The following is a 12,695-nucleotide window of genomic DNA, read 5'->3' as shown; positions in this document are numbered from 1 at the left end:
GCGCCGCTACCACAGCGGCAAGTGGAACTTCCGCACGCCCTCGTCCTCGTCCACCGGCCCGACGATGAACCCGAGCTTTTTCACGAGGCCGATGACGGGCGCGTTCTGCGGCAGCGCCTCGCCCACGATCTCGCGGGTGCCGCGCGCGCGGCAGTAGGCGATCAGCTTATTCATCAGCATGATGCCGAGTCCCTTGCCTTTCAGGTCCGAGCGCACGGTCACGGCGAATTCGGCGCTCATATTGTCCGGATCCGCGACGACGCGGGCCACGGCCAGCGTCTCCGGATGGCCGTCCGGCCCGGGGCGCGTGGCGATGAAGGCCATTTCGCGGTCGTAGTCGATCTGCGTGAAGCGCGCCAGCTGCGCCGGCTGCAGCTCGCGCACGCGGACGAACATGCGGTAGCGGACGTCGTCCGGCGTCAGCGCATTGAAGAAGGCGACGTGCGCGGCGCCGTCCTCGGGGCGGATGGGGCGCAGCAGGATGGTCCCGCCCTGCCACGGGACAACCTCTTCCAGCTCGGCCGGGTACGGGCGGATCGCCAGCCGGTCGAGGGCGTCGCCGGCGCGGTCGGCCATCGCGATGCGCATGCGCGCGTCCAGCACGACGGCTTTCCCCCCGTCGGCCAGCAGCGGGTTGATGTCCAGTTCGACGATCTCCGGCACTTCGGCCACGAGGCGCGACACTTGCACGAGCACGGCGGCGATGGCGTCCAGGTCGGCCGCCGGATGGTTGCGGTAGCCGGCCAGCTGGCGCGCCACGCGCGTGCGCGAGATCAGGTCGCGCGCCAGCACCGTGTTCAGCGGCGGCAGGCCGACCGCGTAGTCGTTCACGGCTTCCACGCCCAGGCCGCCCTGGCCGAACAGGATCACGGGTCCGAACACGGGGTCGGTGGCGGCGCCCGCGATCAATTCGTGCGCCTCGGGATTGCGCGCCATCGCCTGCACGATGAAGCCGTCCAGGCGCGCGTCCGGCTTCAGTTCGGCCAGGCGCCGGGCCATCCGTTCGGTCGCGGCGCGCACGGCGTCGGGCGTGTCCAGGTCGAGCGAGACGCCGCCGACGTCCGACTTCTGCACGACGTCCGGCGACAAAATCTTTACCGCGACCGGATAGCCGATCTCGCCGGCCATCGCGACGGCGTCGTCCGGCGTCGCGGCCGCGCGCGTGGGCACGGTGGGGATGCCGTAGGCGTCCAGGATCGCCTTCGTGTCCGGATCGTCGATCAGGTAGCGGCCCGTCCTGCGGCCCCGCGCCAGCAGGTCGCGCACCAGGGCGCGGGCGCGTTCGCGGTCCGGTTCCCGGTCGCCGACGGACGCCGGCACTTCCATCAGCAATTGCTGGTTGCGGCGGAAGTGGACGATCTGCAGGAAGCCGTTCACCGCCGCTTCCGGCGTGCGGTACGCCGGCATGCCCGCCTCGTACGCGATGGTGCGCGCCTCGCCCACCGACTGCAGGCCGAGCCAGCAGGCGAGCACGTTGCGCGACGACGCCTTCGCCAGCGGCGCCACGGCGCGCGCCACGTCGGCCGGATCGACGACGGCGTTCGGCGCGTGGATCATCACGACGGCGTTCGCGTCCGGGTCGTGCAGCAGCACGTCGACGACGTCGCGGTAGCGTTCCGGCGGCGCGTCGCCGCGCAGGTTCAGTTCACCGCTGCCGCTCCATTCGGGCACGAGGTCGCGCAGCCGTGCCACCGTCTCCGGCGCCAACTCGGCCTGCTGGCCGCCGCCGTATTGCAGGGCGTCGGCGGCCAGCACGACGGGGCCGGCGCCGTTGCCGAGGAGCGCCAGCCGCTCGCCGAACAGCGGCTTGGCGCGGGCCAGGGTCTCGACGGCCGCGAACAGCTGGTCCGTCGTGTACACGCGCAGCATGCCGGCGCGGCGGATGGCGGCGTCGTACACGTCGTCGGGCCGCGCCAGCACGCCGGACAGGCAGGCGCCGGCCGTCGCCGCCTCCAGCGAGCGTCCCGCCTTGAGCATCAAGGTGGGCTTGCTGCGGGCCGCCGCGCGCGCGGCCGACATGAATTTGCGGGCATAGCGCACGCTCTCCGCATGCAGCAGGATCGCGGACGTGCCCGGGTCGCTGGCCAGGTAATCGAGCACGTCGCCGAAGTCGACGTCGCATGATTCGCCCAGCGCGACGAACGTGGAAAAGCCGACGTTGCGCGTGCGCGCCCAATCGAGCACGCCGGCCATCAACGCGCCCGATTCGGACACGAAGGCGATCCGTCCCGCCGCCGCGCCGCCGACGGCGATGCTCGCGTTCAGGCCGATGCCCGGCGCCAGCAGGCCGGAGCTGTTCGGTCCCAGGATGCGCAGCAGGTAGGGATTCGCCGCGTCCAGCATCGCCTGGCGGATCGTGCGCCCGCGCGCGTCGCGCGCCGTCGACACGCCGGCGCTCATCACGATGGCGGCGCGCGTCCCCAGTTCGCCGAGGCTGCGCACGATGCCGGGGATGGTGGCCGGCGGCGTGCAGATGATGGCGAGATCGGGCGCCTGCGGCAGGCGCGCCACGTCGGACCAGACCTGCAGGCCGTCCAGCGTGTCGTACTTCGGATTCACGGGGAACAGCCGGCCCCCGAAACCGCCCTCTCTCAGGTTGCGCAGCATGGTCGCGCCGACGCTGCCGGGACGCTCGGACGCGCCGACGAGGGCGACCGACGCCGGCGCAAACAGTTGCTTGAGATTACGTACGCTCATCCACACGCCCCCAGCCGTGCAAGCCGCCCGCGGCGGATTGGCTACACTTGGTTCCACACATAGCCTGCAACCTTACACCATGACGGACACAAACGAGAAGGAAGGAGGCTCGCGCAAGGTCATTTACGCGGCCATCCTCGCGAACCTGGGCATCGCCGCCGCCAAATTCGTCGTCGCGGCCATCACCGGCAGCGCCGCCATGCTGGCCGAAGGCATCCACTCGGCGGTCGACACGGGCAACGAATTCCTGCTGCTGATCGGGGAACGCAACAGCGAGAAGCCGGCCGACAAGAGTCACCCGTTCGGCTACGGCAAGGCGCTGTACTTCTGGGCGCTGCTCGTCGCGCTGTCCGTGTTTTCGCTGGGCGGCGGCCTGTCGATCTACCACGGCATCAGCGCGCTGCGCCATCCGGAGCCGCTGGAAGACCCGCTGTGGAACTACGTCGTGCTGGCCGTTTCCGCCTGCTTCGAGGGCTATAGCTGGAACGTGTCGCGGCGTGAACTCAACAAGCGGCGCAAGCCGGGCGCCTCGCTGTGGCAGACCGTCCATGCGAGCAAGGACGCCTCCGTATTCACCGTCTTCATCGAGGACACGGCCGCGCTGAGCGGCCTCGCCATCGCCGCCGTCGGCATCACGCTGGGCCAGGTGTTCGACAGCCCGTATTTCGATCCGGCCGCGTCGGTCATGATCGGCCTGCTGCTGGTGGGCGCCGCGTTCGCCCTCGCGCGCGAGACGGGCGCGCTGCTCGTCGGCGAAGGCATCGGCGCGGACGCCACCCGGCGCGTATGCGAGATCCTGCGCGCCGATCCGTCCATCCAGAACGTCGGCAAGCTGCTCAGCATGCAACTCGGGCCGGACGAGGTCCTGCTGACGGCGGCCGTGCAGTTCAACCGCGGCATGCGCATCGACGAAGTGGAGGCGGCGATCGAGCGGCTGGAGAAGGCCGTGGCGGCCGCCTATCCGATGATCCGCCACATCTATTTCGAGTCCGGCGCGCTGCGTTCGGCGATGCGCTGACATGGGCGCGTCCTCATTCCGCGATGGTCAGCGCAGGCAGCGCGGGCAGCGCGCGAAAGCGCGGCGAGCGGGCCTCGAACTCCCGCAGCAGGCCGGCGACGACGGCATCCGTATGGGCCCGCAGCGCCCGCGGATCGGGATCGCGGCCGGCCGCCGCCGTGAGCGCCGCGCATTCGGCCAGGTGCGCCAGCGCCACCGCGACGCCGTCGCGGCCGGGCGCCACGCAGGCGCTCGAGAAGTGGGGACGGCAGTGGCGATCGAGCCTGAACGTGCCCTGCACGAAGCGGTCGACGCCCATGTCGAAGATCACCCGGTCGACGACCTGCGCGGCCCGTTCGCCCACCTGGCGCCGGCTGTGCATGGTCCGTGCCGCAAACATGCGCCTCAAGATTCCCATACTTGCCCGTCATCTTCTTGTAATGACAATATGCTACCACGTGTGTTCATTTTTGCATCACTTCAGGCGCACATGTCGCATCGACACGCAACAGTGCCGTGCTAGAATGCGCGCGTGAATAACGTCCTGCGCGCACTCTTCGTCTGGCTGCTGGTGCTGGCCCTGCCCGTCCAGGGCCTGGCCGCGGCGCGCATGCTGCCGTCCGTGAGCGCGCCCGCCGCCGTGACGGCGCAGCGGGCGATGCCGGCGGCGCACCACTGCCACGACGTTCCCGCGGTCCATGCGGGCAAAGCCGCAGACGGCGACCACCGCGACAAGCACCGCGGCGCCTGCCCCGGTTGCTGCATCGTCGTCGCGCTGATGTCCGCGCCGCTCGTCCCGCCGGCCTTCGCGCCGCCCTCATTCGCGATTCCATTCCGCGCCGGCCATGTGGCCAGCGTCGATCCCGTCCTGCCCGAACGCCCTCCCCGCCGCCGCGTCGCCTGAACGGCGGGGCCAAGCGGCCCGCGCCCGTCTCACGCCGCCGGCGCCCGCGTGCGCCGGCGCCATTCACGCATACGAAACGAGGACGACATGAAACGACTTCTCCCGACATCCGCCCTGGCGTGGCTGCTGGCCGCCGCGTGCGCGCACGCCGCCGCCCAGACGCCCGCGTCCGGCGTCGCCGACCCGCAGGCGCCGGTGCCCGACACCGTCGCTCGGCCGGCCATCGACTACCGCACCGAGCCCGCGCCGGCCGCGCGTCCCGACGCCGCCTGGCGCGCCGGCAATGCCACCGTCGGCGCCCGCAACGCGATGAGCCTGACCATGCCCGACCATCACCCCGGCATGGACATGGATTCGAAACCGCGCCACAAGGAGGGCATGTGAGCCCGCGCCCCCGACTCCTCGCGGCGGCCTTAGTGGCGCTGCTGTCCGGCTGCGCGGCGGTCACGCCGGACGGCGGCTTCGGCGACGTCGCGGCGCGCGAACACGCCCGCATCGGCGTGACGCCGCAACTGACGCGCGCCGGCGCCGGCCAGGGAACGCTGCCGGCGTCGTTGCGCGACCTCCCGGTGTTCAAGGACGGCAAGCCGCTGGACATGGACACGGCCGTGCGCATCGCCCTGGTCAACAATCCGGGCCTGCAGGCCACGTACTGGAACGTCGGCATCGCCCAGGCCGACCTGGCCCAGGCCTCACGTCCGCGCAACCCGTCGTTCGACTTCAAGCGCCTCGCCGGCGGCGGCGCCCTCGAGATCGAACGCGGCATCACCTTCGACCTCGTCGGCCTGTTGACGACGCCGCTGGCCACGCGCATGGAGACGCGCCGCTTCGAGCAGGTCAAGCGCGAGGTGGGCAGCGCGATCGAACGCCATGCCCTCGAGACGCGCAGCGCGTGGGTGGAGGCGGTCGCCAGCCGGCAGGCCCTCGACTACGCGCGCCGCGTGCTGGCGTCCGCCGAAGCGGGTGCCGAACTGGCCGGCCGCATGGCGCGGGCCGGCAACACGAACCAGCTCGAACTGGCGCGCGAACAGGTCTTCCATGCGCAGGCCGCAGCCGACGTGGCGCGCGCCGACAAACGCGCGCAGGCCGCGCGCGAGCGACTGACGCGCGCACTGGGCCTGTGGGGCAAGGACGCCGGTTACGCCCTGCCCGACCACTTGCCGGACCTGCCGGCCGCACCGGCGGAGCTGCACGACGTCGAACGCATCGCGCTCGCGCAGCGCCTCGACGTGCAGGCGGCGCGGGCCGACGCGCAAGCCACCGCCGCGGACCTGGGCCTCACGCGCACGACGCGCTTCATCAACGTGCTCGACGCCGGCTACGCCGACAAGTCGGCCAGCGACGCGCCCAAGGAACACGGCTACACCCTGTCGCTGGAACTGCCGCTGTTCGACTGGGGCGGCGCACGCGTCGCCCGCGCCGAGGCCACGTACATGCAGGCCGTGAATCGCGTGGCGCTGACCGCCGTCACCGCGCGCAGCGAGGCGCGCGAACGCTATCTCGCCTATCGCAACGCGTACGACGTGGCGAAGCATTACCGCGACACGATCCTCCCGCTGCGCAAGAAGATCGGGCACGAAGTCCTGCTGCGCTACAACGGCATGCTGGCCAGTCCGCAGGACCTGCTGGCCGACGCCCGCGCGCAGGCCGAGGCGGTCGGCGCCTACATCGAGGCGCTGGACACGTTCTGGACCGCCCACGCCGAGCTGGAAGCCACGCTCGGCACCCGACTGAACCCGTCGCACGAGGAACACGCACAATGACCAGCCGTAGACATTTCATCACCGGCGCGGCCGGCGCCATGGTCGGCGCCTCGCTCGTGTCGAAGGCCGGCGCGGCCGCGATCCCGGAAGCGCCGGTCCAGTCCTCCGCCGCCACGCAGCCGCCGCTGCATCCGGCGAGCGGGCGTCCGTACAACCCCGTCGTCACGCTCAACGGCTGGAGCCTGCCGTGGCGCATGAAGGACGGCGTCAAGGAATTCCATCTCGTCGCCGAACCCGTCGTGCGCGAGATCGCGCCCGGCATGAAGGCGAACCTGTGGGGCTACAACGGCCAGAGCCCGGGGCCGACCATCGAAGTCGTCGAGGGCGACCGCGTGCGCATCTTCGTGACCAACAAACTGCCGGAGGCGACGACGATCCACTGGCACGGCCAGATCCTCCCGAACGGGATGGACGGCGTCGCCGGGCTCGTGCAGCCGGCCATCGCGCCCGGCAAGACCTACGTCTACGAATTCGTCGCGCGCCACGCGGGCACCTTCATGTACCACCCGCACAGCGACGAGATGACGCAGATGGCGATGGGCATGATGGGCTTCTGGGTCACGCACCCGAAAGACCCGCGCCGGCACGCCGTCGACCGCGACTTCGTGTTCCTGCTGAACGCGTACGACATCGCCCCCGGCAACTACACGCCGAACGTCAACACGATGCTGGACTTCAACCTGTGGACCATCAACAGCCGCGCCTTCCCCGGCACGGACCCGATGGTCGTGCGCAAGGACGACCGCGTGCGCATCCGCATGGGCAATCTGACGATGACGAACCACCCGTTCCACATCCACGGCCACCGCTTCGAGGTGACGGGCACGGACGGCGGCTGGATCCCGCCGGCCGCGCGCTGGCCCGAGGTGACGGTCGACATCGGCGTGGGACAGATGCGCGCCATCGAGTTCGTCGCCGACAATCCGGGCGACTGGGCCTTCCACTGCCACAAATCGCACCACACGATGAACGCGATGAGCCACGACGTGCCGCCCCTGATCGGCGTCGACCAGGCCGGCGTCGCGAAAAAGATCAACGATCTCGTGCCGGGCTACATGGTGATGGGCGACAAGGGCGGATCGATGGGCGGCATGCGCATGCCGCTGCCCGACAACACGCTGCCCATGATGGCGGGACGCGGCCCGTTCGGCGACATCGAGATGGGCGGCATGTTCACCGTCATCAAGGTGCGCGACGGACTGGCGCGCGGCGACTATCGCGACCCGGGCTGGTACAGGCATCCGGCCGGCACGGTGGCGCGCGAGTGGACCGGCCCCGTGCCGGACGCCGTGAGCGCGCCGGCCGCGCCGGCGCAGGGTGAAGTCATCGGGACCGCCAAGCGCGGCGGACACGAAGGCCACTGACCCCGCTACGTCCCGCCGAACGGAGGGTTGGTCACACACCCCGTTCGGCCGCGTCGAATGTCCCCGACAATCCGGTGCATCGGATGAAAGGACAAACGTGCTCAAGACAATTCTCGCGACGATCCTGTGCGGGCTCGGCACGTTGCCGGCGGCGGCGCGCGCCGGCGACGGCGACGGCACCACGCCCGCCCCGACGGTCACCGTCACCGCCAGGAAAGCGGCCGTCGCCAGGCAGCTCGACAAGACCATCTATCGCGTCGCCGACACGCCGCGCGCGGCCAACGGATCCGCGCAGGACGTGCTGCAGGCGACGCCCGGCGTGTCGGTGACGGCCGACGGGCAGATCGCGGTCCAGGGCAATACGCAGGTCACGGTGCTGGTCGACGGCCAGCCGACGGCGCTGCTGTCCGGCTCCGGCGAAGAACGCGCGCTGGCGCTGCAGACCATGAGCGGCGCCGACATCGCCGGCGTCGAAGTCATCACGAATCCATCCGCCGCGCACAACGCGAACGGCGGCGCGATCCTGAATATCGTCCTGAAGCGCAACCGCAAACCCGGCGCCCACGCGCAGATCCGCGGCAGCGCCACGGACCAGGGCTTGTGGAATACCGGCGCGTCGGGCGACGCGACCCGGGGCCGCCTGAGCGTGCACGGCAACGTGGCGCTCCGCCACGACGGCACGCTCAAGATGCGCGGCGCCCAGGTCGACTGGAACGATCCGCGCACCGGCCTGGCCGGCCGCACGCGGCAAACGTCGACCGTGTTCGTGCGCCGCGTCGTCGACAGCGCGGCGCTGGGCGCCGATCTCGCGCTCACCGACGCGGACAGCATCGGCGTGTCCGTGCGTCACAACGGGCGCCGCTCAGGCCCGCTGTTCGACGTCCTCAACGAAGATCGCACGGGCGCCGCCGAGACGATCTATCACCGCATTTCCAACGGCCCCAACGAACAGTCCGACGACGGCGCCAGCCTGGCCTACCGCCACCGGGCGGCCGGCGCGGCGCTCAAGGCGACCGTCCAGCACAGCGCCACGACCACCCTGGTCGACAAATCGTATCGCGACGTATTCGTCGAACCCGCGCGCGCCACGGACTACAGCCACGGCGCGACCCGGTCGGCGCGCCGTCTCGACCAGGCCACGGTCGACTGGTCGCGCGCGACGGCGCACGGCCAGTGGGGCATGGGCGTGGATATGCGGGACCGGACCGACGACATCGGCAATTATCAAGCGCGGATCGATCCGGCGACGGGCTTCGAAACGCCCGATCCGGCGACCACCAACGCATACGCCGTGACAACGGCCGTGCGCGCCGCCTACCTGACCGACCGGATCCGGCACGGCAAATGGGAGGCGCTCCTGGGCGGACGGGTCGAACACACGACGCTGCGCGTGCGACCCCGGGACAGCGGCGCCCCGGCCGGCCACTGGCGGGCATTCGATCCCAGCCTGCACCTGCAATACGCGTTCGACGACGACACCGACCTGACGCTCAGCTACCGCCGCAGCCTGCAGCTGCCCGATCCGCGCGACCTCGATCCGTTCACGACCTATGTCGATGCGCAGAATCTCAGCCGCGGCAATCCCGGCCTGGGGCCGCAGCGCCTGACGGCGTGGGAGACCACGTTCCACGCGCAGAGGGACCAAGTGGACGGCACTATTGGCGCCTTCTACCGCGCCAGTCGCGACACCGTGTTCGACGCGCGCAGCTTCGCCGACAATGTGCTGGTCACGTCGAAACGCAACGGCGGGCAAGCCCGTTCGGCCGGCGTCACGGGCTCGTTCGACTGGACGCCGTCCGCAACGCTGCGCCTGGGCGTCGACGGCGGCGCGAATCGCGTGACGCTCGACACGCCCGACGTGGGCGGGACCGTGCGCCGGGACGGTGTCGCGGGGTATGCGAATTTCCGAGCCTCGTACGGCAACGGCCACGACGACGTGGCGCTCGACGCGCATGCGCAGTCGGCCATCATCACGCCCTTCGGCCGCCAAGGGGCGACGAGCAGCGTGAACCTGACGTGGAAGCATGCGCTCGGCAAGACGCTCAGCCTGACGGTCAACGCGAACGATATCTTCGACGGCAGCAGGCGGACTTATCGGACGGACACGGGCACGTTCCGCCAGGTCGGGTTCGACCACTTCGTCGCGCGGCGCATCTACGTCGGGTTCGTCAAGAAGATCGGGTGATCAGATGCCGCAAATCATTCGCATTGATGACAATTGGTTAGAAAACCGCAAACTCGCCTGTTTACAATGACCAAAACGGGCATCGATCTGGCAAAGAGCATGTTTCCAAGGTGCTTACTTCCCGGACGCCACTTGTATTGCCGAAGCGATTTCGTCTTCGCTACGGCCTCCATTGATGGCAATGCCTCGGCCGAAGACAAAGTGTGGAACCGAACGGACGCCGGCATTCGTCGACTTGATCGCTTCCTCCTCGACGCGATGGTGCTGTGCAGGATCAAGCGCGATAGCCCGAGCCCGATCACGGTCAAAACCGTAGTCGGCTGCGATGTCGGCCAGTACATCGGCATCGGAAATATTCTTCGCTTCGATGAAGTAAGCGTCAGTGATTGCCACTGCGAGCCTGTGCTGCGTGTCAAGCCCAGCGGCTGCCAGAATCACGGCATGAGCAGCTTGAGTCGGATAGGCCCAGAGCTGGCGGCCAAGATCCAAGTCGAAGCCCGAAGCGCGAGCTTCTCCTTCAGGGCGAGCAAAGGCGATTTTTGGATCGGTTATGCCGTAGCGCGAGCGCAGCAGATCAGGAATGTAGAGGCCGTCTTCCGGCGCATCTGGCAGTAGCAGCACTGGATGCTGTCGAATGTCAACGGCCAAGTTGGGGAAACGCTCCGCCAGCACTTTATCGAGACGGTGATGCCCGACGAAGCACCATGGGCATGTGATTTCAGTATAGAGGTCTATTTGCATAACCATGTTCTCGTGATCTGATCTTCGCGCTATGAATTTGAAGGGTGTTCGGCATTGATTCCGGACAGTTGAACCGAGTATCAGAGGTTGTCATTGGAGTGTTCCTCCAGAACCTTGTCGAGACGTTCCCGCCTCAATGGTCAGCGATGCCTGGCGCGGCACGCACGAACTTCTTGTCGGTCGCTTGGTCAACCAAGAACTTCGCAAGATTGCCTCTGGAGAGCGTCATGCCGAGTTTGGTCTTTCCATACCAACCCACATCCACGCTGCCATCGGCGGGGCCATCCTTGAGGTTCGGGATGCGTACCAGTGTCCAGTCCAAGTCCGAATCGGCGATCAATTCGCCAGTCGCCTTGATGTCCTCATACCCCTTGCGCGCGATAACCCTGAACAACAGCACGAACGCATGGGTTTTGAAGGCAGAGCCATCCTTGGGATCACGATAGGCAGCCGTAGAAATCTGGACAAGACGGCGCACGCCTGCGTGCTTCATCGCGGCGATGATGTTGATCAAGCCGTGCATGATCGGCTTATCGCCTCGCACCTTGAGACTGTTGGGACCAAGGGCGCTAATGACCGCATCGGCACCTTGGACGCACTTTGCAATGGCACTTTGGTCTTGCAGGTCGCCGACAACGATTTCGACACTTCCGGCGAACGACGCGAGTTTCTTTGCGTCGCGCGTATAGACCGACAGGTTGTAGCCTTGCTTCAAGGCTTCCTCGATGATGTACCTTCCGGTCGGCCCGGTTGCACCGAACAGCGCGATGGTTTTTTTCCCGGCCATGCGGTCACGCGGCCTTCGCCAACAAGGCTTTGACGGCCGTTTCGGTGTTGGCGATTGCGGCCTTCGCCGCATCGGGGCCGAAAACCGTGCCTTCGACACGCACCACTTCAACGTCGGTCAGGCCGATGAAACCAAGCAGATGCAGCAAATAGTTGGTCTGGAAGTCGAACGGCGCCCAAGCACCTTCCGAAAACACGCCGCCAGTAGCGGTAACGAGATAGACCTTCTTGCCGGTCAACAGCCCTATCGGCCCAGCGTCGCCATAGCTGAAAGTGACGCCCGGCCAAGTGACGTGATCGAACCACGCCTTGAGCTGTGAGGGCGGACCGAAGTTGATCATGCCCGAACCGAGCACGATCACATCGGCGACCTTCAACTCATCGACGAACTCTTGCGCGACCTTCACCGCCTTGCCCTGTTCCGGTGTGCGATCTTCGGGCGACGTGATCCGGCCCTGGATGTAGGCCGGCGTGATGTGCGGCGGCGGATTCGCGGCGAGGTCGCGCACGGTCAGCGGGCCGCCCGAGCGGGCCTGGATGCCATCGGCGATTTCGGTGGCGAAGCGGGTGGAAAGGCTGTCAGACTCGCGCGGACTGGAAGTAACAAGCAGGATATGGCTCATCGATGCTCCTAGGTATAAAAAGAGAACCAGGTAAGTAATTCATTCTTACTTACCAATTCATACGAAGGATGGTATTGTTCTTCCGGTCTCCACACAAGAAGGTACATGTATGTCACCTAGTCACACCGAGCCATGTGCCGATATGCCTTCACCGAACACTGGCGGCTGTCTGGCAACTCGTGAAATCCTGGATCGCATCGCCGACAAGTGGAGCCTGTATATTGTCGCTGTGCTAGCGAATGGCCCGCGACGCTTCAACGAATTGAAGCGTGGGATCGATGGCATTTCCCAGCGGATGCTGACGCTGACTTTGCGGGGACTGGAACGTGACGGACTTCTAACGCGAACGATGTATCCGACGATTCCTCCGCGCGTCGATTACGAACTAACCGACATGGGAAGAACGCTGCTGAAGCCTGTCATGGCGCTGGTAAACTGGGCGAACGACAACCAAGTCGCCATTGCCGAGGCGCAGACCCGTTTCGACGATAAGCCAGAACCAGATCAGGTGTCGATTCATGGCGTTGTCTACCACCGTCGATAAACGAGCCTGAGCCTGCTGGACCTGGGCGGTCAACATTCTCTTGCAGTCTCAAGCTCATGATGAAACGTAGCGAGGTCAGCTGTATCAGAGT

At 67.6% G+C, this 12,695-nt stretch carries 12 protein-coding genes; 7 read left to right on the top strand and 5 right to left on the bottom strand.

Annotation, left to right across the window (positions count from 1 at the left end):
* Positions 1–6: 6 nt before the first annotated feature.
* Positions 7–2,697, bottom strand: a complete 2,691-nt coding sequence (locus ISF28_RS00115) for a bifunctional acetate--CoA ligase family protein/GNAT family N-acetyltransferase (RefSeq protein ID WP_198115127.1) — start codon at positions 2,695–2,697, stop codon at positions 7–9.
* 79 nt (positions 2,698–2,776) lie between these two features.
* Here ISF28_RS00115 and ISF28_RS00110 point away from each other — a divergent pair, with 79 nt between their 5' ends.
* Positions 2,777–3,715 carry a cation diffusion facilitator family transporter gene (locus ISF28_RS00110; protein WP_198115126.1) on the top strand — a complete coding sequence of 313 codons (939 nt, stop codon included), beginning with the start codon at positions 2,777–2,779 and terminating at the stop codon, positions 3,713–3,715.
* Positions 3,716–3,728: 13 nt separating this feature from the next.
* On the opposite strand, the gene ISF28_RS00105 is transcribed toward ISF28_RS00110, so the two are convergent.
* Entirely contained in the window at positions 3,729–4,094 is a 366-nt protein-coding gene (locus ISF28_RS00105) for a hypothetical protein (RefSeq protein WP_198115125.1), read from the bottom strand.
* 132 nt (positions 4,095–4,226) lie between these two features.
* Between ISF28_RS00105 and ISF28_RS00100 the strand changes: the two genes are divergently transcribed.
* The 5 genes from ISF28_RS00100 (at position 4,227) to ISF28_RS00080 (ending at position 9,910) form a co-directional block, all read left to right on the top strand.
* Positions 4,227–4,598, top strand: a complete 372-nt coding sequence (locus tag ISF28_RS00100) for a hypothetical protein (RefSeq protein ID WP_198115124.1) — start codon at positions 4,227–4,229, stop codon at positions 4,596–4,598.
* Between the two features lie 87 nt (positions 4,599–4,685).
* The gene (locus tag ISF28_RS00095) at positions 4,686–4,982 is read left to right on the top strand and encodes a hypothetical protein (protein WP_198115123.1); all 297 of its coding nucleotides are present in this window, start codon (positions 4,686–4,688) and stop codon (positions 4,980–4,982) included.
* Positions 4,979–6,361 (top strand): TolC family protein, encoded by a 1,383-nt coding sequence (locus tag ISF28_RS00090; protein WP_198115122.1) that lies wholly within the window; start codon positions 4,979–4,981, stop codon positions 6,359–6,361. The genes ISF28_RS00095 and ISF28_RS00090 overlap by 4 nt, the downstream gene beginning before the upstream one ends.
* On the top strand, positions 6,358–7,725 hold the full coding sequence (locus tag ISF28_RS00085) for a multicopper oxidase family protein (protein ID WP_198115121.1): 1,368 nt from the start codon (positions 6,358–6,360) through the stop codon (positions 7,723–7,725). The genes ISF28_RS00090 and ISF28_RS00085 overlap by 4 nt, the downstream gene beginning before the upstream one ends.
* 97 nt (positions 7,726–7,822) lie before the next feature.
* Complete coding sequence (locus ISF28_RS00080; protein WP_198115120.1) at positions 7,823–9,910, top strand: TonB-dependent receptor; 2,088 nt, start codon at positions 7,823–7,825, stop codon at positions 9,908–9,910.
* Positions 9,911–10,024: 114 nt separating this feature from the next.
* On the opposite strand, the gene ISF28_RS00075 is transcribed toward ISF28_RS00080, so the two are convergent.
* The 3 genes from ISF28_RS00075 to ISF28_RS00065 all read right to left on the bottom strand — a co-directional run bounded on the left by ISF28_RS00075 (position 10,025) and on the right by ISF28_RS00065 (position 12,060).
* Complete coding sequence (locus tag ISF28_RS00075) at positions 10,025–10,651, bottom strand: DsbA family oxidoreductase (protein WP_229518776.1); 627 nt, start codon at positions 10,649–10,651, stop codon at positions 10,025–10,027.
* Between the two features lie 133 nt (positions 10,652–10,784).
* Positions 10,785–11,438: an NAD(P)-dependent oxidoreductase gene (locus tag ISF28_RS00070; protein WP_198115118.1), complete on the bottom strand. Its 654-nt coding sequence runs from the start codon at positions 11,436–11,438 to the stop codon at positions 10,785–10,787.
* Between the two features lie 4 nt (positions 11,439–11,442).
* Entirely contained in the window at positions 11,443–12,060 is a 618-nt protein-coding gene (locus ISF28_RS00065) for an FMN-dependent NADH-azoreductase (RefSeq protein ID WP_198115117.1), read from the bottom strand.
* A gap of 109 nt (positions 12,061–12,169) precedes the next feature.
* Here ISF28_RS00065 and ISF28_RS00060 point away from each other — a divergent pair, with 109 nt between their 5' ends.
* Positions 12,170–12,604 (top strand): winged helix-turn-helix transcriptional regulator, encoded by a 435-nt coding sequence (locus ISF28_RS00060; protein ID WP_198115116.1) that lies wholly within the window; start codon positions 12,170–12,172, stop codon positions 12,602–12,604.
* The last annotated feature ends 91 nt before the right edge of the window (positions 12,605–12,695 follow it).

This window comes from Massilia rhizosphaerae (genome assembly GCF_016093545.1).
Classification (GTDB): Bacteria; Pseudomonadota; Gammaproteobacteria; order Burkholderiales; family Burkholderiaceae_D; genus Telluria; species Telluria rhizosphaerae.
The sequence above is the reverse complement of the archived record's forward strand: the minus strand, read 5'-3'. Positions and strand labels throughout refer to the sequence as shown.

Bases quoted from the DNA above. Each gene is read 5' to 3' on its own strand.
- ISF28_RS00110 (WP_198115126.1), top strand. From the start codon at position 2,777: ATGACGGACACAAACGAGAAGGAAGGAGGCTCGCGCAAGGTCATTTAC.
- ISF28_RS00095 (WP_198115123.1), top strand. From the start codon at position 4,686: ATGAAACGACTTCTCCCGACATCCGCCCTGGCGTGGCTGCTGGCCGCC.
- ISF28_RS00065 (WP_198115117.1), bottom strand. From the start codon at position 12,060: ATGAGCCATATCCTGCTTGTTACTTCCAGTCCGCGCGAGTCTGACAGC.
- ISF28_RS00060 (WP_198115116.1), top strand. From the start codon at position 12,170: ATGTCACCTAGTCACACCGAGCCATGTGCCGATATGCCTTCACCGAAC.
- ISF28_RS00070 (WP_198115118.1), bottom strand. From the start codon at position 11,438: ATGGCCGGGAAAAAAACCATCGCGCTGTTCGGTGCAACCGGGCCGACC.
- ISF28_RS00105 (WP_198115125.1), bottom strand. From the start codon at position 4,094: ATGTTTGCGGCACGGACCATGCACAGCCGGCGCCAGGTGGGCGAACGG.
- ISF28_RS00085 (WP_198115121.1), top strand. From the start codon at position 6,358: ATGACCAGCCGTAGACATTTCATCACCGGCGCGGCCGGCGCCATGGTC.
- ISF28_RS00075 (WP_229518776.1), bottom strand. From the start codon at position 10,651: ATGCAAATAGACCTCTATACTGAAATCACATGCCCATGGTGCTTCGTC.
- ISF28_RS00115 (WP_198115127.1), bottom strand. From the start codon at position 2,697: ATGAGCGTACGTAATCTCAAGCAACTGTTTGCGCCGGCGTCGGTCGCC.